This window comes from Bradyrhizobium sp. SMVTL-02, assembly GCF_051853005.1.
Taxonomy (GTDB): Bacteria; Pseudomonadota; Alphaproteobacteria; order Rhizobiales; family Xanthobacteraceae; genus Bradyrhizobium.
Genome location: NZ_CP182469.1, coordinates 703,532 through 720,384, shown reverse-complemented (window position 1 = coordinate 720,384; position 16,853 = coordinate 703,532). Strand labels below are relative to the sequence as shown.

Here is a 16,853-nt window from a genome sequence, read left to right as displayed (position 1 = left end):
GAGAACGACGACGGGAGCCGCGCCATGGAAGCCGTGACCAAGACGCCGGAACGCGAGGCGTTTTACAGGAAGATCGACGGCGAAAATCTCACCGCGCTATGGACGGTGATGAGCGATTTGATCACGCCGGAGCCGAGGAGCCCCTGCCGGCCGCATCTCTGGAAGTTCGACGTCATCCGCGATTACATGACCGAGGCCGGCAAGCTCATCACCGCCAAGGAAGCCGAGCGGCGCGTGCTTGTGCTTGAGAACCCGGGCCTGCGCGGCCAGTCCAAGATCACGACCTCGCTCTATGCCGGCGTGCAGATGGTGGTGCCTGGCGACGTCGCGCCCGCCCATCGCCACAGCCAGTCGGCGCTGCGCTTCGTGCTCGAAGGCAAGGGCGCCCACACCGCGGTGGACGGCGAGCGCACCGCGATGGAGCCCGGCGATTTCATCATCACACCGTCGATGACCTGGCACGATCATTCCAACGAGACCGATGAGCCGATGTTCTGGCTCGACGGGCTCGATATCCCGCTGGTGCAGTTCTTCGACTGCTCCTTCGCGGAAGGCTCGAAGGAAGACCAGCAGAAGATCACCAAGCCTGCCGGCGACAGCTTCGCCCGCTACGGCCATAATCTGCTGCCGGTGGACGTGAAGCGAAGCTCGAAGACCTCGCCGATCTTCAGCTATCCCTATGTCTACACCCGCGAGGCGCTGGAGAAGGCCAGGACGCGCCAGGAGTGGGACGCCTGTCACGGGCTGAAGCTGAAATTCAGCAACCCCGAGACCGGCGATTTCGCCATGCCGACCATCGGCACCTTCATCCAGCTGCTGCCGAAGGGTTTCAAGACCGCGCGCTATCGTTCGACCGATGCCACCGTGTTCTGCCCGATCGAGGGCCGCGGCCGCAGCCGCATCGGCGACGCGGTGTTCGAATGGGCCCCGCGCGATCTGTTCGTGGTGCCGAGCTGGCACTGGGTGACGCACGAGGCGGACGAGGACGCCGTGCTTTTCAGCTTCTCGGATCGGCCGGTGCAGCAGAAGCTGGATCTGTTCCGGGAGGATCGCGGGAACGCGTGAAGCCGACGTGCCGGCCACATCGTCGTTGCCAGCGCAGCGAAGCAATCCAGACTGTCACCGCGGAGGGATTCTGGATTGCTTCGCCGCGCTCGCAATGACGGGAGTATGCTTCACCGCCAGTGCAGCAACCGCGTCTCCAGCCAGCCGATCACCCTCCCCACCGCGAGGCCGAACACCGACAGGATCACCACGCCCGCGAGCAGCTGATCGGTCTGCATCAGATTGCCGGCCTGGAGCACGAAGGCGCCGATGCCGTATTGCGCGCCGATCATCTCGGCGCTGACGACGAGCAAAAGCGCGACGGAAGCGGTGATGCGGAAGCCGGCGAGGATGGCGGGCAGCGCGCCCGGCCAGATCACCTTGCGCACGATGGTGGCGAAGGGAACGTTGAAGCTCTGCGCCATGCGGATCAGGTTGCGCGGCACCGCATCGACACCGCTATAGACCGAGATCGCAGTCGAGAAGAACACGCCCAAGGCAATGGTCGCGATCTTCGGCTCTTCGCCGATGCCGAGCCAGAGGATGAGCAGCGGCAGCAGCGCGATCTTCGGGATCGGGAACAGCGCCGAGATGAAGGTGATGCCGACGCTGCGCGCCAGCCGCGACAGGCCGATGGCGAAGCCGACGGCGACCCCGGCCACGGTGCCGAGCAGCCAGCCGACGCCGATGCGCAAGAGCGAAGCGGACAGATGCTGCCACAGCGCGCCCGACACCGCGAGCCGGTAGATCGCGCGCGCGATCGCCGACGGCGCCGGCAGGAACAGCGGATTGACGAGGCCGGTGCTTCCGGCGGCCTGCCAGATCGCGATGACGAGGGCGAGCGCGATCCAGCCGCCGAAACGGCTCGAGGCGGGCACGAACCCGGCGCCGCGGAAGCGGACGCGCCGGGTTACCTCGTCCTTCGGAGCCACATCGCTCGCGGCGCGATCAAGCATGCTGGACCTCGCGCTCGGCATCGATCGCCTCGTTGCGGATCAGCGACCAGATCTGGTTCTGCAGCGCGAGCAGCTTTTCGCGCGCGGCGGCTTCATCGCGCGCCGCGCGCGTCGTCGGCACGGTGACGACCTCGCGGATACGCCCCGGCCGCCGCGACAGCACCACGATGCGGTCGGCAAGCCGCGCAGCCTCTTCGAGGTTGTGGGTGACGTAGACCGCGCCCATGCCGCCATCGGCGAGCAGGCGAACGAAATCCTCCATCAGGAGCTCGCGTGTCTGCGAATCCAGCGCCGAGAGCGGCTCGTCCATCAGCAGGATCGCAGGCTTCGCAGCCAGCGCGCGCGAAATGCCGACGCGCTGGCGCATGCCGCCGGAGAGCTGTTTTGGGTAGGTCTGGCGAAAATCGGTCAGCCCGGTACGACGCAAGGCGTCCTCGACCAGCGCGCGGCGCTGCGCGGCCGAAAGCTGGGTGTGCAGCAGCGGGAATTCGACGTTCTCCTCCACCGTCGCCCAGGGCAGCAGCGCAAAATCCTGGAACACGAAGGTGAGCGGGTTGAGACTGTCCGCCGGCGGCGCCCCGCGCAGCTCGGGCGCGCCCGACGTCGGCTGCAACAAGCCACCCAGTATGGACAGCAGCGTGCTCTTGCCGCAACCCGAGGGCCCCACGATCGCCACCACCTCGCCCGCGCCGACGGTGAAGGAGACGTCGTCGAGCACGGCGAGATCGCCAAAGCGATGGGTGATGTGGCTGGCGATCAGGTCCATGCGCGGTGCCCGCGTCCTTCACCCTTCCCCGGAGGGCAGGACGATCGCATATGGATTTCACCGGGATCGTCCGCGGGCTTGCTCCGCCTCTCCCGCTTGCGGGAGAGGCCGACGCGCTCGCAGAACGCGGCGGGTGAGGGCTCTCTCCCCGCTGGGATATCGTCCGGAACCCTGGGCAATCCCGCCGCGGAGACACCCCCACCCCAGCCCTCCCCCGCAAGCGGGAGAGGGAGCCTACCGCCGATGCCGCCACCTCGTGCGCGCCATATGCGATTGCCGTGCCCTCCAGGGGAGGGTGGCAGATCGCCCGTCGCGAGAGACAGCATCCTCAGCATCAATCCGCCTTGACATAATCGCTGGCGATGATCGCATCGGCGTCAAAGCCCTTGTCGGCAAAACCCTGCTCCTGCAGCCATTTGATCTGGTTGTCGACGTTCTTGACGTCGAGCTTGCCGTCGGGATCGATATAGGCGCAATTGCCGACCACCTGCTCGACCGGCAGATTGGTGTATTTTGCGATGATTTCCAGTAGCGGCTTTGTCTGCTCGTTGATCGGCGCGATGCCGTCCTTCATCGAAGCCAGGATCACGTCGTGATACTCGCGGTCGGCCTTTGCGAGCACGCCGAGGAATTTCGTCACCAGCACCTTGTTGGTCAGCGTCTTCGGCGAGGCGAACACCGCGCCCAGTTGCCAGGGCGTTTCGTCGCCGACCCAGCCCAGAAACTTCGCGCCGCCCTCGTCCATCAGTTTTCGCGCGGTGGAGATGGGCAGTAACGCCGCATCGACGGTCTCGCCCTTCAGCGCGGCGGCTGCATTCGACAGCGATTGCAGCGGCACGATCTTCACGTCAGCAAGCTTAAAGCCGTATTTGTCGGCGAGCAGGCCGAGCGAATAGTGAAAGCTCGATCCGACCTGCGTCATCGCCACGCGCTTTCCCGCGAGATCCTTTGGCGTCTTCAGGCCGGCCGCATAGGCGTTGTTGCTGGCGAAATAGCCGATCAGGGGATAGCCTGCTTTCTCGCGGCTCATGCCGCCGATCACCTTCAGCGTGCCCTTGCCGGCGAGATTGTAGAGACCGGCGGTGAAGGCGGTGACGCCGAAATCGACGTCGCCCGAGGTGGTCGCGACCGCGATCGGCTGCGCCGCATCGAAGAACTTCAGCTCGACGTCGAGACCGGCCTCGTGAAAATAGCCCTTGTCCTGCGCGATGAAGACGGGCGCGGAGGACGACAGGCGAAGCACGCCCACCTTGACCTTCAGCGCGTCCTCGGCCCGCGCCGAGCCCATCGCCATGATCGCCAACAGGCCAGCAGCTGCGAGCCTTGCAATTCCGATCATCCCGTTTTCTCCGTCGTCTTCTTCAGCAGACCGTCACAGACCTTCCGGCACGGGCTGATCCCGCCCGATGAAGGCGCCCTGTTGTTTCAACGTTTCCTGCAATTTTTCAATGGGGATTTCGCGTGGAAGCCGGTTTCCGGAGAGCGCCAATGCGGCAGCGGAACCGGCTGCCTCGCCCATCACAAAACAGGCACCGGAGACCCGTGCCGCCGACTGGCCCTCATGGGTCATCGAGGCGCAGCGGCCAGCGACCAGGAGGTTGTCGACGCCCTCGGGCACCAGCATCCGGTAGGGCAGCTCGTTGTAGCCCCGGGATTCCGGGATCGGCGGGAAAGTGAAGACGACATCGCCGGGAACATGGGCCTCGATCGGCCAGCCGTTGACGCCGACCGAGTCCTCGAACGAGGCGCAGCCGAGCACGTCCTCGCCGCTGAGCTGGTAGCCGCCTTTGATGCGGCGGGTTTCGCGGATGCCGAGCTGCGGCGGCAGGTCGACGATGTAGGACTTCTCGAACCCGGGCACCGTGCGCAGGAATTCGAACGCCGCGAGCGCCTGCTTGCGGCCCTCGATCTCGCCGCGGGTGAGATCGTCGGGGTCGACGCCATTGATGGCGTGGCCATCCTCGCGCGCCACTTGCGTAAAGTTCACCCGCCACTCGATGCCGGACTTTTGCGGCCGCACGATCGCGCTCTTGCGCGGAAATGTGTGCGTGCCGGCCGCGAGCGCCTTTTCCATCAATTGCGGGATGGTGCGCCAGGCCTCGCCCGCTTTCTCCGGATCGATGCCGTTGAGACGCAGCATCATCGAGGGATAGAGCGGATGGCCGTTCTCGTCGCCGATTTCGAACGGCGCACCGGCCCACACGGCGAGATCGCCGTCGCCGGAGCAATCGATGAAGATCTCCGCGCGCACCGCCTGCCGACCGGCCTTGGTCTCGACCAGCAGTGCGTCGATGCGGCTGTTATCACCCATCACCACGCCGGCGCCGAGCGCATGGAAGAGGATGTGCACCTTGTGGCTCGCGAGCAGTTGATCGGCCGCGATCTTGTAGGCCGCGGTGTCGTAGGCCTGAGCGAAGACCTTGCCGAGGATCAGGTGCGGCGTGTTGAGGCCGTTCAGACGATCGATCCGTGCCAGCAGATCGGACGCCATGCCCTGCACCAGCCGGTGCGCCTTGCCGTAGACATTGCCGTGCAGGCCGCAGAAATTGGTGACGCCGGCGGCGGTGCCCATGCCGCCGAGGAAGCCGTAGCGCTCGATCAGCAGCGTCTTCCTCCCGGCGCGCGCGGCTGAGGCTGCCGCGACAATGCCAGCCGGACCGCCGCCGAGCACGACGACTTCATATTCGCCATAGAGCGGCACCTTCCGTGCCGGTTCTTCGATCGTCGTGGCCCGCATGGCACGTCCCTTCCCAAAATTCCTTGCTTGCGAGCAAAGCGCAAGCCGGCACCCGTTACCGACGAGAGCAAGACGCTCGAATCGATGCGCCAGATGCGACAGGACGACGATGCCGTCCATCGCAGCATCAACAACATCTGCCGCGGCTGCTGAGCGCTAACCCTCAGCTCTTGCCGCGCCCCAATTCGCCGCCCGTTTCTCCGCGAACGAGGCCAGCCCTTCCGCGGCTTCCGTGCTCTGGCGCTTGAGCGAGTGCAGCTGCACGAGCCGCTTGTAGGCGGCGTCGTCCACCGCCATGCCGCCGAACGAGCTCTCCAGCGCGAGCTTCTTGGTCTCGGCCATCGCCTCCGGCCCGTTGGCGAGCAGCTGCTCGACCACCTTGGCTCCTGCGGCTTCGAGATCGGCGAGCGGCACCACGTCGTGGACGAGGCCGATGCGGCGGGCATCCTCGGCACCGAAGCGTTCGCCGGTGAGCGCGTAGCGCCGGACTTGCCGGACGCCAATGGCGTCGCAGAGCTGCGGAATGATGATCGCGGCGGTCAGGCCCCAGCGCACCTCGGTAATGGAGAACAGGGCATTGTCCGCGGCGATCACGACGTCGCAGGCCGCGATCACGCCGGTGCCGCCACCGAAGCAGCCGCCCTGCACCAGGGCGACCGTCGGGATCGGCATGGTGTTGAGGCGCTGCACGGCCTCAAAGGTCGCGCGCGAGGCCGCCTCGTTGGCCTCGGCCGATTGCGGCCGCACGCCGTTGATCCATTTGAGGTCGGCGCCGGCCTGGAAATGCTTGCCGTTGCCCCTGAGAACGACGAGCCGCAGGGCCGGCTTCTTGGAAAGGTCGTCCATGGCCGCCAGCACGCCTGATATCAGCGCGCCGTCATAGGCGTTGTTCACCTCCGGCCGGTTCAACGTGACGGTCGCAACCCCGCGTTCATCGAGGCTCCACAGCACAGGGTTGGCAGTCATCGGCGATCCCTCCGGTTGTTTGCCGCGCACTATGGCCGAGGCCGCGCGCCTTGATCCATATCTTTCCGGCGTAGGGCGGCCGCGTCCACCGCATGGCGGCTTGTGTCATGCTGGCGCGAGCGGCACTCACGGGATCAGGGACGGGATCAACATGCGCATCTGCATTTTCGGCGCGGGCGCCGTCGGCAGCCACATTGCGGTACGGCTGGCGCGCGCCGGCCATGAGGTCTCATGCGTGATGCGCGGCGCGCATCTCGAGGCGGTACGCGCGAACGGCCTCAAGCTGCGGGTCGGCGAGTCCGAGGTTTCCGCCAAGGTGAACGCATCGGGGGATCCGGCCCAGCTCGGCCCGCAGGACGTCGTGATCTCCACGCTGAAAGCGACCGCGCTGACCGGTCTGGTCTCCAGCATCAAGCCGCTGCTGCAAGACGACACCGCCATCGTGTTCGCGCAGAACGGCATTCCCTGGTGGTACGCGATCGGCCTGCCGCCGCGGCACCCGACGCCGCCGGACATTTCGTTCCTCGATCCAGGCGGTCGCCTGCGCGCCTGCATTCCGAAGGAGCGGATCATCGGCGGCGTCATCTTCTCATCCAACGAGGTGACCGCGCCCGGCGTCGTGCAGAACCTCACGCCCGACCGCAACCGCCTTTTGATCGGCGAATGCGACGACCGCAATTGCGAGCGGATCACCAAGCTCCGCAACGTCCTCAACGACGCCCGGCTGGAATCGCCGCCGGTGGCCGAGATCCGCGAGGCGATCTGGTCAAAGCTGCTGACCAACATGTCGCTGTCGGTGCTCTGCCTGCTCACCGGCCAGACCGCGCGCGGGGTGCGCGACGACCCCGCTTTCGCGGAAGTGATTCCGCGTATGCTGAATGAGGCGAACGACATCGCCCAGCATTTCATCCCCGAGGTCAAGCGCGTCACCCGCAGCGGCCCCGCCCCCAACCACAAGCCGTCGCTGCTGCAGGATTACGAGCTCGGCCGCGCCATGGAGATCGACGTGCTGGTGAAGGCACCGGCGGCCTTCGCGCGCACCGCCGGCCTGTGGACGCCGACACTCGACCTCATCGCAGCGCTGGCGATCCAGAAGGCGCGCGACAAGGGGCTTTATTCCGCCTGAGCCTCAGGTGATCGCGTCGGTCCAGGCTACCAGCGCGTCCAGCACCTCCCTGAGCGCCTCTTCATTCGTCCGACCGGACTTCTTCAGCACCGCAAACGAGTGATCCCGTCCCTCGACCTCATGCAGCGTTGCCTTCGCACCGAGCTTCTCGACGACAGGCCTGAGGCAGCTCAGATCGGCAAGCTCATCGCGAGTGCCTTGCAGGAACAGCATGGGGATCGCAATGCCGGCGAGGTGCTCGGCGCGCTCGGACGACGGCTTCTTGGCCGCATGCAGGGGAAAGCCGAGGAAGGCGAGCCCTTTGACGCCAGGCAGTGGCGCCTTGGACTGCGCCTGCGAGGTCATGCGTCCGCCAAATGATTTACCGCCGGCAATCAGCTTCACGCCGGGGCAGAGCCGCGCTGCCTCCGCGACCGCCGCGCGGATCGTCGCGTGCGCAACAGCCGGCTGGTCGGGACGTCCCTTCTTCGCCTCCATATAGGGGAAATTGAAACGGAACGTCGCAATGCCGCGATCCGCCAAGCCCGCCGCGGCCTTCTCCATGAAGGCATGCCGCATGTCCGCACCGGCCCCGTGCGCGAGGACGTAGCAGGCGCGCGAATGGGCCGGCTGCGTCAGGATCGCGGAGACCGTGCCGACGCGTTCGATATCGAGCTTGAGCTCTGTCGCCGTGGCAATCATGACGCGTTCAATCCTCGATCCAGACTTTTGTTTTGTGCGTTGTCTTCACGCGAGGTATCCACTTCGCTGGAAAACGCTCTAGCGGCGTACGCTGCTCGCCGGCCAAAGATAGGTCAGCACGTGATTGAGGAGCCGACTTCGCTCTTCACTGAACCGAATTTATCTTCGAGGGCAAGCTTGGCAAAGCCGTGAACCACCAAGCGGCCGCGGCGGCGGTCTTCGCCTGCCTGGGCGTCCCTCCGACAAGCTCGGCGATGATGACCTCGAACTCGCGGCCTGCCGCCCTGCTCGCCTGCTTGCGACGCGGATCGTCCGCGACGAGGCGCTTGCTGGCAAACATCATCTGACGGGCGGCCGGGATGCTTCAGCGCGAATTCAACATAGGCCAGGCCCTGAGCATGGAATTTTTCGCGCGCATCCTGCTTGCGGGGGGCGACTGCGGAGGAGATCGCGGCGGTCGCGCTCGTGCTTGCCTCGGACGATCATCCCTATACGACGGGCGGCCAGTTCGTCGGCGACGGCGGCAAAACCGCGCAGGCAGGATAGGGCATCGGCCAGGCGCAGCCTCAAGACACAATCCACGGCAGCCTCGGCAGGCGTAGCAAGGCGGCGGGCTTGCGCCCGCATCTGGCCTTGTGGCACGGCTGAGCGGGCACATCGCCATCAACGATCGAGGCCGCCATGTCCTACCGCTCCTCCTGGATGACCGAAGAGCTCGACGTCTTCCGCGACCAGTTCCGGAAATATCTTGCCAGGGACCTGGCGCCGCATGCCGAGAAATGGCGCGAGCAGAAGATGGTCGACCGGTTCGCCTGGCGTGGGCTCGGCGAGATGGGCGCGCTGCTGGCGAGCGTGCCGGAGGAATATGGCGGCCTCGGCGCGACCTTCGCCTATGACGCCGCGGTGCTGGACGATCTCGAGAGCACGGTGCCGGAGCTGACCACGGGCGTCTCGGTGCACAGCGCCATCGTCGCGCACTACATCCTCAATTACGGCTCGGAGGAGCAGAAGAAGCGCTGGCTGCCGAAGATGGCGAGCGGAGAGATGGTCGGCGCCATCGCCATGACCGAGCCCGGCACCGGCTCGGACCTGCAAAGCGTCAAGACCACCGCGAAGAAGCAGGGCAACTCCTACGTCATCAACGGCCAGAAGACGTTCATCACCAACGGCCAGGCCGCCGATCTCGTCATCGTGGTCGCGCGCACGGGCGAAGCCGGCGCGAAGGGCATTTCGCTGATCGTGGTCGAGACCACGGGCGCGGACGGCTACAAGCGCGGGCGCAACCTCGACAAGATCGGCCTGCACGCCTCCGACACGTCGGAGCTGTTCTTCGACAACGTGACCGTGCCGCCGGAAAACCTGCTCGGCAAGGAGGAGGGCCAGGGCTTTGTCCAGCTGATGCAGCAATTGCCGCAGGAGCGCCTCGCGCTCGCGGTCGGCGCCGTCGCCTCGATGGAACGCGCGGTCAAGCTGACCACCGAGTACACCAAGGAGCGGAAGGCGTTCGGCAAGCCGCTGCTGGATTTCCAGAACACCGCCTTCACGCTCGCCGAGCGCAAGACCGAGGCGATGATCGCCCGCGTGTTCGTCGACTGGTGCATCGAGCGCCTGGTCGCGAAAGATCTCGACACCGTGACGGCATCGATGGCGAAATACTGGTGCTCGGACAAGCAGGTCCAGACCGCCGACGAGTGCCTCCAGCTGTTCGGCGGCTACGGCTACATGCAGGAATACCCGATTTCCCGCATCTTCATCGATTCCCGCATCCAGAAGATCTATGGCGGCACCAACGAGATCATGAAGCTGCTGATCGCGCGGTCGTTGTAGCGGCGGCTACCTCATCCGCTTGTCGGCGGCGACGAAGTCGATGAAGGTCCGCACCTTCGCGGAGAGATATTTGCGGCTCGGATAGACCGCGAACAGCTTTCCAACGAAAACGATGTGCCCGGGCATGACGTGTTCCAGACGTCCCGCGGCGATGTCCGCAGTGACCAGCCATTTCGGCAGGAAGGCGAGGCCCATGCCTTCCAGCGCCGCCATGTGCAACAGCGTCTCATTGCCGCTGCGCAGCACGGGATTGAGCTTGACGGTCTCGGGACCCTTTTCGCCCTCGAAGGAGAAGCTCTCCCCCGGATAAAGCGCGTAGTGCAACAGGGCCTGGCCGGAAAGATCGGCGAGCGTCTTCGGGCGGCCCGCGCGTTTGAGGAAGGCGGGGGCGGCGACCATGTAGAACGGAACGCCGGTGATGGGCCGTGCGATCAGCGCCTCGTCAGGTGCGCCCGTCGCGCGCAGAGCCAGATCAAAACCCTCCTCGACGAGATTGACGAGGCGCCCGCTGAGATCGATGTCGAGGCGCACCTCCGGATATCGGGCCTGATAGTCCGCGAGCACGCTCACGAAGATCGTGTTCGCCATCCACACCGGCGCGGTCAGCCGCAGCGTGCCGCGCGGGACGACGGTCGCATGGCTGACGGCGGCCTCGACCTCGTCGAGCGAATCCAACATCTGCCGCGCCTGCTCGAAATAGATCGCGCCGCTCTCGCTCAGGCTGACGCGCCGGCTGGGCCGGTTGAGCAGCCGCGTGCCCAGCCGTTTCTCGAGCTGCATCACGTGCTTGCTCGCCATGGCGGGCGAGATGCGCAGGCGCTGCGCCGCGGTTGCAAAGCTCTTCAGCTCGGCGACGAGGCAAAACACCCTCATGCTGACCAAGGAATCCATGAGATCATCAACATCCAGGAAAGAAACCTATCCCGGAACCTATAATGATCAAAAACGGAGAAATCATCAAATGATGGCAACCCTCACATTCTGGAGAACCATCATGTCCACCACCACCTTCGAGACGCCCGCTCCCGGCCGGGCCATTCGCATCGGCCTCTGGGCTGCCCAGGTCCTCCTCGCCGTCGTCTTCATCTCGGCGGGGTTCGTCAAGCTGACCACGCCAATTCCCCAACTGGCCGCGATGATGCCGTGGGCCGGCCAGTATTCCGAAACGTTCGTCCGCTCCATCGCGCTGGTCGATCTCGCCGGCGGGATCGGCATCCTGCTGCCGGCCCTGACGCGGATCGTGCCGCGGCTGACGGTGCTCGCCGCGCTCGGCTGCGCGGTGCTGCAGGTGATTGCGCTCTTCTTCCACCTCTCGCGTGGCGAGGCGGCGGTAACGCCGCTCAATGTCGTCCTGCTGGCGCTCAGCCTGTTCGTGCTGTGGGGACGCAACAGCAAGGCTCCGATCGCGCCGCGCCAGTTCTGACCGGCAGGAGCGCCGTCGCCATGATCTCAGCCAACGGATGGTCCCGCAGGGGCCTGCTCGCAGGCACCGCAATCCTCACCGCCGGCGGCGCTGCCGCGGCCAAGGAGGATCGTCTCACTGAGGGCGTCGTCATCCTGATCGACAGCAACGAGCCCTATGTCATGGGTCATGCGATCAGCTACTCGGCCAACCTCTCCAAGCATTTTGCAGAGAGGGGAGCGCGGCTGCTGATCGAGGTCGTCGCCAATGGCAAGGGTATCGACGTCTTCCGCGCTGACAAGAGCCCGCTGGTCGAGCCGCTCGCGACGCTGCGGCAGTCGGTGCCCAACCTCACCTTCAGCATGTGCGCCTCGTCCAAGGCGATCGCTGAAGCCAAGGAGCAGATCTCCATCCCGCCGATCCCAGGCGCGAGCCTCGTCCCGTTCGGGATCGGGCGTGTCGTGGATCTGCAACTAAAGGGTTTTGCCTATATCCATGCGTGAGAAGCCCGTTGCGGCCGGCACGGCGCTGACGCGGCGATCGATCCTGATGGCCGCGGCGGCCTCGCTCGCAGTCCCACGCGCAAGCGGCGCGCAGGACAGCTGGCCGCCGGCGTTCGAAGCGGGCCGCAACCAGTTCACACTGGTGCGGCCGCGCGCATTCATGCCACAGCTCAGGCTTCAGGATTTGCACGGCCGCGATGCGATCGTGGCGGCAAAGGCGGGCCGCATCACATTGGTGAACTTCTGGGCGACCTGGTGCGCCGCCTGCAAGCTCGATCTGCCGATGCTCGCAAGCCTTGCCGCCTCGCGGCCCGACCGGCTCGATGTCATCGCGATCTGCACGGACGCCAAAGACCTGCGCAGGATCCGCACGTTCCTCGGCGGTCTCGCCGTGCAGAACCTCGCCTGCTATGTCGATACCTATGGCGCAGCAGCCGAGGCATCCACCGAGATGTTTTCAATCGTCGGAATGCCCATCACCTATCTCGTCGGGACGGGCGGGCGTGTCGAGGGCTACATCGCCGGCGCGCCCGACTGGCTCTCGCCAGCAGGCGCACGGCTGCTGCAGTTCTATCGCGAGCAGGGTTAAAGCACGATGAGATGAGGATCAGTCGTCATCGCGCTTTAGCTTATTGTTTGCGCATGATCTTGTCGGAAAACCGCTGCGCACCTTTCCGGATCATGCTTTGGTGGCGTCTCAGTTCGGATGCCACCAGCGGCCGCCGATGACGACGCCCTCCGAGACGATCTTGCGATCGCCGATCAGGTGCTCGCCGACGACGTCCTCATAGTCGAACTGGCCCTGCTTGACCGTAACAAGCGTGGCGTCGCCGATGCTGCCGGGCTTGAGGCTGCCGAGTTCCGGACGGCGCAGCGCCATCGCCGCGTTCACCGTCGAGGCCGCGACAACGTCGGACAGCTCCATGCCCATGCACAAAAACTTCGACATGGTCGTGACCTGGTCGAAGGCCGGGCCATCGATGCAGAGCTGATGGATGTCGGAGGAGATGGTATCCGGATAGAAGCCGTTCGCGAGCATCGCGCGCGCGGTCTTGAACGCGAAGGAGCCCTTGCCGTGACCGATGTCGAACAGCACGCCGCGCTCGCGCGCCTCCAGCACCACCTTCTTCACCGTGCCCTGCGCGGTCGCCGGCGTGTTGGGGAAGGGACGGAACGCATGGGTGAGAACGTCGCCGGGACGCAGGCGCGCCAGCACCTCCTCATAGCTCGGCGGCGGATGGTCGATATGCGCCATCAGGGGCATGCCGACCTCGTTGGCGACCTCGAGCGCGATCTCGAGCGGCACCAGCCCGGAGGACCCCGACGAATGCAAGCCCACGCGCACCTTGATGCCGACGATGAGATCGCGATTGGCATCGGCCACCTCGGCCGCTTCGACCGGATTCATCAGCCGCAGTTCCTCGCTCTCGCCGACCATGATCCGGTGCGAGAAGCCGAAGATGCCGGCATGCGAAACGTGCAAATAAGCGAGGATGCGGACCTGGCTCGGCTCGATCACATGCTTGCGGAAGCCGGCGAAATTGCCGGGACCGGCACTGCCGGTGTCCACCGCCGTGGTGACACCGGAGAGGCGGCAGAATTCCTCGGCATCGATACCGAGCGAGGTGCCGCCCCAATAGACATGGGTGTGAAGATCGATCAGCCCCGGCGTGACGATGTATTTCGAAACGTCGCGCACAGCGGTGCCTGGATCCGCCTTGAGCCCCGCGCCGATCGCGGCGACCTTGCCGCCGGCAAAGGCGACGTCGGTCACGGCATCGAGCTTCTGGGACGGGTCGATTACCCGCCCACCGCGCAGGATCAAGTCGAAAGGCATCATGGTCTCCGGATATCGCTGTGAGGCGGCTGACCATCAGTCAGCCGAAAGGAAGGAAGCCCGCTGCTTCTAGCAATTTTTGCGCCGAAGAGCTTGTCGAGCAGGGCCGACGGCCCATACCGAAATGGCGATCCCGGGAAGACTCGAACTTCCGACCTACGGTTTAGGAAAACGAAAACAGCTCTTTTCCTAGGTTCACCGCCACTCGTCATAGCCACCGTAAGCTATTCGTTCTTCTTGCATTTTCTCCTCCTAGGTACAACACTGATGATCGCTCCAATCCACCTGTTCAAGGTGCCAAGCAAGTGCCACGGATTAAGCTCTCTGATGTCGGCCTACGGTCTTTGCCAGCCCCTGCGCAAGGCACGGTCGACTATTGGGATCTGACACTTCCCTCATTCGCCTGCCGTGTGTCTCGAGGAGGCGCGAAGACCTTCATCCTCAAAACCCATAACTCCCGCAGGGCAATCGGCAGATGGCCTCTCATTAGTCTTGCGGAGGCTCGCCGCGAGGCAAAACGGCTACTCGCCGAGAAGACGCTTGGCAGAATTCAACCCCAGTCCATAACCGTCGAGAAGGCGCGTGAGCTCTTCTTGAAAGAGAAAGAGAAGGCGCGACGTGCACGCACCGTTCAGGACCTTAAGGATCGCCTCGAACGTCACTTCGATATTCTAGGAAAGCTTGGGAAGGTAACTCACAACCAGATCGTTCGACGGCTTGAAGGGATCAAGACATCCCAGGAGTTCAACGCGGCTCTCCGCGTGGGGCGCACCTTCTTCACCTGGTGCACCAACCGACGCTACATCACCGAAAACCCGACGACTGGCATTGAACGGCGCTCGGTCCCGTCTCGTACGCGCGTTCTCTCCGACGAAGAACTGAAGAGAATTTGGATTGCCTGCTCCGAGCCTCATCATGACATGCCGGAAAGCTATCGCACGATAGTGAAACTCTTGATGCTCACCGGCCAAAGAAAAAATGAGATCGCAGGCGTGGAAAAGATCTACGTCTCGCATAATCAAAAATCGATCTGCCTTCCTGATACGCTCACCAAGAACAAACGACAGCATGAGCTACCGCTGGGCAATATCGCTCTGTCCATCCTGGCGCCCCTGCTCACATGCGACGCCTTGCTATTTCCCGCTCGCGGAAGAGCTACGCCGTTTAACGGCTGGTCCAAAAGCAAGAAGGCGCTCGATAAGGTTAGCGGCGTGGGGAAATGGACGCTTCACGACCTGCGCCGCACCTTTCGCACCATTCACGCCCGCATCGGCACCCCACCTCACATCGCAGAGCGCCTAGTCAACCATATCTCGTCTCGCTCCGACGTTGAAGTCATATATGACAGGCACACCTACTTACCCGAAATGGCCCTCGCGATGGAAAATTTCGAACGCTACATTCTGCAGCACGTGATACCGCAACTCGTCGGCTGATACTTACCGGCCGTCATCGCCCCCCCTCACCAGCATGCCCTCGAGCGACGCTAAACAGCCGGCGATGTGGGCACGCACTCGCCGCCCACCGGGGCGGGTTTTGTTGTTCTGTATGGATCACTCTAGGCGGAACCATACTCGCGAGCTTAAAGCCCGTCGACACGGAGTTAAGCACTGCCGATGGCGCCTGCGCTAGGGCGGCGAGATCAGCCGGGAATATAATCTGCATCGGGAATCATCGCCAAGCGGCCAAAGTTCAATGCGACTCGAAGGAAGGACGTGAAGGCCCAGATGAATGCAGCGAACCAAGCAACGACGACCCAGTAAACCCAATTGTTGGATACATCGATTTTCAAGACCATGAGTGGGATGCAGTAGACTGTCAAAACGAAGCCCATGTACATGGCTCGCTCAGTGTAAAGCTGGAACTGAGCCATCACATTGGTGCCTCGGAATTTCTCGATAAACCCGCCGGTCTTCGTCGTGACGAAGCCGAAGACACTAAAAATGAAGCCCGTTTGTATTGCGGCCCAGCCGAACACCGCCGAAAACAGTCCGGATAGTGATATCTCACCCGAATTGATATTCGTGACGAGCCAGCGGCGTAGAAAGTAAGCTGCGATCAGCCAAGCTAATACGCAGCCGAGCGGCCCAAAGCGCTCGACCACATATCCAACGGTGGGAAATCTAGAATTTGGCATTGTTGCGCTTCATGCCGGCGTGTAGTGCCGCAAGCCTAAGCTGATAACTTTGGTTCGGATCATTGCGAGGGAGATCGAGCGAAATCCGTTCCGTCAGCACCTCTTCTAACAAATCCAACTCTTCCTGCTGCTCTGCTCCCTTTCCCTTCAGCTTTCGGAGGTCGATATCGCCGTTATCGCCCCGACGGAGAAGGTCTTTCGCGATCTCATGTGCCTTTTGAAGGGCACCTTTCGACTGCCCCATCGACATGGAAATCTCAATTAGATGCGGACTGTAATTCTTAGCCATCTGAGAGATGTTCTCATAAACGGCTTTGTTCGCTCCCGTGAGGTGGTCAAGGTCCTCCGGATTTGCAATCGCAAAACGAAGCTTTTTCGGCGGAGTCGAGATGAATTGGTTCCACGTGTCCTTCCGTACCAATGGTGTAAATAGGTACCAAGTGTGAGGCGGGAAGCAGCTTATATAGCCATTCACTCTCGATAGTGACAGGGTGCGCGGATCATACTGAGCTGCGAGCACGTGTCGACTCTCATCATAAACAAACGCGACATGATGGCCGAGAGGCAGCGCCGTTTGGAGAGCCGCGACGCTGTTTTCGTGCACTTCCGAAGGATAGTCAGTTTCCTGAAGTCGAACGAACTCCCCTTCGAAGATTTTTGCGGCTGGCGTGGCGAAGCGCTCCAATCGTATCTTCATCCCATTGTGCTCTCTCATGCGCTTGCCCGGCGCTCCGAGAGCCGCGATGGCTTGCAATGTTCCTGCGAAGGTCAGGTGATGTTGCTCTGCACGCTCAACCCGATAGTATCTTATTGAAATTCCTTTATCCATTCGTTCCCCCCTTTTGGGAGAGAACCACAATCAACGCGCGCA

Annotated in this window: 18 protein-coding genes and 1 pseudogene; 9 read left to right on the top strand and 10 right to left on the bottom strand. The window is 63.6% G+C overall.

The annotated features are described in order from the left end of the window. Positions 1–24 precede the first annotated feature (24 nt). Positions 25–1,065 carry a gentisate 1,2-dioxygenase gene (gtdA, locus tag ACNJYB_RS03450; RefSeq protein ID WP_439372709.1) on the top strand — a complete coding sequence of 347 codons (1,041 nt, stop codon included), beginning with the start codon at positions 25–27 and terminating at the stop codon, positions 1,063–1,065. Positions 1,066–1,175: 110 nt separating this feature from the next. On the opposite strand, the gene ACNJYB_RS03445 is transcribed toward gtdA, so the two are convergent. The 5 genes from ACNJYB_RS03445 to ACNJYB_RS03425 all read right to left on the bottom strand — a co-directional run bounded on the left by ACNJYB_RS03445 (position 1,176) and on the right by ACNJYB_RS03425 (position 6,469). Next, positions 1,176–2,000 (bottom strand): ABC transporter permease, encoded by an 825-nt coding sequence (locus tag ACNJYB_RS03445; RefSeq protein ID WP_439372708.1) that lies wholly within the window; start codon positions 1,998–2,000, stop codon positions 1,176–1,178. After that, positions 1,993–2,766 carry an ABC transporter ATP-binding protein gene (locus ACNJYB_RS03440; RefSeq protein WP_439372707.1) on the bottom strand — a complete coding sequence of 258 codons (774 nt, stop codon included), beginning with the start codon at positions 2,764–2,766 and terminating at the stop codon, positions 1,993–1,995. The genes ACNJYB_RS03445 and ACNJYB_RS03440 overlap by 8 nt, the downstream gene beginning before the upstream one ends. Positions 2,767–3,100: 334 nt before the next feature. Further along, positions 3,101–4,105 (bottom strand): ABC transporter substrate-binding protein, encoded by a 1,005-nt coding sequence (locus tag ACNJYB_RS03435; protein WP_439372706.1) that lies wholly within the window; start codon positions 4,103–4,105, stop codon positions 3,101–3,103. A 33-nt stretch (positions 4,106–4,138) separates the two neighbouring features. Then, positions 4,139–5,503, bottom strand: a complete 1,365-nt coding sequence (locus ACNJYB_RS03430; RefSeq protein WP_439372705.1) for an FAD-dependent oxidoreductase — start codon at positions 5,501–5,503, stop codon at positions 4,139–4,141. 156 nt (positions 5,504–5,659) lie between these two features. Then, positions 5,660–6,469 carry an enoyl-CoA hydratase-related protein gene (locus ACNJYB_RS03425; protein ID WP_439372704.1) on the bottom strand — a complete coding sequence of 270 codons (810 nt, stop codon included), beginning with the start codon at positions 6,467–6,469 and terminating at the stop codon, positions 5,660–5,662. Positions 6,470–6,620: 151 nt separating this feature from the next. Between ACNJYB_RS03425 and ACNJYB_RS03420 the strand changes: the two genes are divergently transcribed. After that, entirely contained in the window at positions 6,621–7,595 is a 975-nt protein-coding gene (locus tag ACNJYB_RS03420) for a ketopantoate reductase family protein (RefSeq protein WP_439372703.1), read from the top strand. A 3-nt stretch (positions 7,596–7,598) separates the two neighbouring features. On the opposite strand, the gene ACNJYB_RS03415 is transcribed toward ACNJYB_RS03420, so the two are convergent. Beyond that, positions 7,599–8,276 (bottom strand): alpha/beta hydrolase family protein, encoded by a 678-nt coding sequence (locus ACNJYB_RS03415; RefSeq protein ID WP_439372702.1) that lies wholly within the window; start codon positions 8,274–8,276, stop codon positions 7,599–7,601. A gap of 423 nt (positions 8,277–8,699) precedes the next feature. Between ACNJYB_RS03415 and ACNJYB_RS03410 the strand changes: the two genes are divergently transcribed. Together ACNJYB_RS03410 and ACNJYB_RS03405 are read left to right on the top strand one after the other, a co-directional pair. Then, positions 8,700–8,822, top strand: a complete 123-nt coding sequence (locus ACNJYB_RS03410) for an SDR family oxidoreductase (RefSeq protein WP_439372701.1) — start codon at positions 8,700–8,702, stop codon at positions 8,820–8,822. 135 nt (positions 8,823–8,957) lie between these two features. Beyond that, positions 8,958–10,103 (top strand): acyl-CoA dehydrogenase family protein, encoded by a 1,146-nt coding sequence (locus ACNJYB_RS03405; RefSeq protein ID WP_439372700.1) that lies wholly within the window; start codon positions 8,958–8,960, stop codon positions 10,101–10,103. Between the two features lie 6 nt (positions 10,104–10,109). On the opposite strand, the gene ACNJYB_RS03400 is transcribed toward ACNJYB_RS03405, so the two are convergent. Next, positions 10,110–10,994: a LysR substrate-binding domain-containing protein gene (locus ACNJYB_RS03400; protein WP_439372699.1), complete on the bottom strand. Its 885-nt coding sequence runs from the start codon at positions 10,992–10,994 to the stop codon at positions 10,110–10,112. Between the two features lie 103 nt (positions 10,995–11,097). On the opposite strand from ACNJYB_RS03400, the gene ACNJYB_RS03395 reads away from it, so the two are divergent. From ACNJYB_RS03395 to ACNJYB_RS03385, 3 genes are read left to right on the top strand one after another with little or no spacing between them, the layout of a single operon-like run. After that, the gene (locus ACNJYB_RS03395; protein ID WP_439372698.1) at positions 11,098–11,526 is read left to right on the top strand and encodes a DoxX family protein; all 429 of its coding nucleotides are present in this window, start codon (positions 11,098–11,100) and stop codon (positions 11,524–11,526) included. Positions 11,527–11,546: 20 nt separating this feature from the next. Next, complete coding sequence (locus tag ACNJYB_RS03390) at positions 11,547–12,008, top strand: DsrE family protein (RefSeq protein WP_439372697.1); 462 nt, start codon at positions 11,547–11,549, stop codon at positions 12,006–12,008. Further along, positions 12,001–12,597, top strand: a complete 597-nt coding sequence (locus ACNJYB_RS03385) for a thioredoxin domain-containing protein (protein ID WP_439372696.1) — start codon at positions 12,001–12,003, stop codon at positions 12,595–12,597. Before ACNJYB_RS03390 ends, ACNJYB_RS03385 begins: the two co-directional genes overlap by 8 nt. Positions 12,598–12,705: 108 nt before the next feature. Here the strand turns inward: ACNJYB_RS03385 and ACNJYB_RS03380 are convergent, their stop codons facing one another. Further along, on the bottom strand, positions 12,706–13,845 hold the full coding sequence (locus tag ACNJYB_RS03380) for an amidohydrolase/deacetylase family metallohydrolase (protein WP_439375789.1): 1,140 nt from the start codon (positions 13,843–13,845) through the stop codon (positions 12,706–12,708). 305 nt (positions 13,846–14,150) lie between these two features. On the opposite strand from ACNJYB_RS03380, the pseudogene ACNJYB_RS03375 reads away from it, so the two are divergent. After that, positions 14,151–14,330: pseudogene (locus tag ACNJYB_RS03375) on the top strand (tyrosine-type recombinase/integrase); the annotation flags it as partial. A 108-nt stretch (positions 14,331–14,438) separates the two neighbouring features. Beyond that, positions 14,439–15,281, top strand: coding sequence for a tyrosine-type recombinase/integrase (locus ACNJYB_RS03370; RefSeq protein WP_439375788.1), 843 nt, complete (start codon positions 14,439–14,441; stop codon positions 15,279–15,281). A 206-nt stretch (positions 15,282–15,487) separates the two neighbouring features. Here ACNJYB_RS03370 and ACNJYB_RS03365 read toward each other — a convergent pair whose 3' ends face one another. Both ACNJYB_RS03365 and ACNJYB_RS03360 read right to left on the bottom strand, forming a co-directional pair. Next, positions 15,488–15,982 carry a hypothetical protein gene (locus ACNJYB_RS03365; protein WP_439372695.1) on the bottom strand — a complete coding sequence of 165 codons (495 nt, stop codon included), beginning with the start codon at positions 15,980–15,982 and terminating at the stop codon, positions 15,488–15,490. Further along, the gene (locus ACNJYB_RS03360; protein ID WP_439372694.1) at positions 15,969–16,811 is read right to left on the bottom strand and encodes a DUF6731 family protein; all 843 of its coding nucleotides are present in this window, start codon (positions 16,809–16,811) and stop codon (positions 15,969–15,971) included. The genes ACNJYB_RS03365 and ACNJYB_RS03360 overlap by 14 nt, the downstream gene beginning before the upstream one ends. Positions 16,812–16,853 lie beyond the last annotated feature (42 nt).

What these genes read in the sequence shown, in the direction of transcription:
- gtdA (WP_439372709.1), top strand. Translation starts at nt 25, where the DNA reads ATGGAAGCCGTGACCAAGACGCCGGAACGCGAGGCGTTTTACAGGAAG.
- ACNJYB_RS03445 (WP_439372708.1), bottom strand. Translation starts at nt 2,000, where the DNA reads ATGCTTGATCGCGCCGCGAGCGATGTGGCTCCGAAGGACGAGGTAACC.
- ACNJYB_RS03440 (WP_439372707.1), bottom strand. Translation starts at nt 2,766, where the DNA reads ATGGACCTGATCGCCAGCCACATCACCCATCGCTTTGGCGATCTCGCC.
- ACNJYB_RS03435 (WP_439372706.1), bottom strand. Translation starts at nt 4,105, where the DNA reads ATGATCGGAATTGCAAGGCTCGCAGCTGCTGGCCTGTTGGCGATCATG.
- ACNJYB_RS03430 (WP_439372705.1), bottom strand. Translation starts at nt 5,503, where the DNA reads ATGCGGGCCACGACGATCGAAGAACCGGCACGGAAGGTGCCGCTCTAT.
- ACNJYB_RS03425 (WP_439372704.1), bottom strand. Translation starts at nt 6,469, where the DNA reads ATGACTGCCAACCCTGTGCTGTGGAGCCTCGATGAACGCGGGGTTGCG.
- ACNJYB_RS03420 (WP_439372703.1), top strand. Translation starts at nt 6,621, where the DNA reads ATGCGCATCTGCATTTTCGGCGCGGGCGCCGTCGGCAGCCACATTGCG.
- ACNJYB_RS03415 (WP_439372702.1), bottom strand. Translation starts at nt 8,276, where the DNA reads ATGATTGCCACGGCGACAGAGCTCAAGCTCGATATCGAACGCGTCGGC.
- ACNJYB_RS03405 (WP_439372700.1), top strand. Translation starts at nt 8,958, where the DNA reads ATGTCCTACCGCTCCTCCTGGATGACCGAAGAGCTCGACGTCTTCCGC.
- ACNJYB_RS03400 (WP_439372699.1), bottom strand. Translation starts at nt 10,994, where the DNA reads ATGGATTCCTTGGTCAGCATGAGGGTGTTTTGCCTCGTCGCCGAGCTG.
- ACNJYB_RS03395 (WP_439372698.1), top strand. Translation starts at nt 11,098, where the DNA reads ATGTCCACCACCACCTTCGAGACGCCCGCTCCCGGCCGGGCCATTCGC.
- ACNJYB_RS03390 (WP_439372697.1), top strand. Translation starts at nt 11,547, where the DNA reads ATGATCTCAGCCAACGGATGGTCCCGCAGGGGCCTGCTCGCAGGCACC.
- ACNJYB_RS03385 (WP_439372696.1), top strand. Translation starts at nt 12,001, where the DNA reads ATGCGTGAGAAGCCCGTTGCGGCCGGCACGGCGCTGACGCGGCGATCG.
- ACNJYB_RS03380 (WP_439375789.1), bottom strand. Translation starts at nt 13,845, where the DNA reads ATGCCTTTCGACTTGATCCTGCGCGGTGGGCGGGTAATCGACCCGTCC.
- ACNJYB_RS03365 (WP_439372695.1), bottom strand. Translation starts at nt 15,982, where the DNA reads ATGCCAAATTCTAGATTTCCCACCGTTGGATATGTGGTCGAGCGCTTT.
- ACNJYB_RS03360 (WP_439372694.1), bottom strand. Translation starts at nt 16,811, where the DNA reads ATGGATAAAGGAATTTCAATAAGATACTATCGGGTTGAGCGTGCAGAG.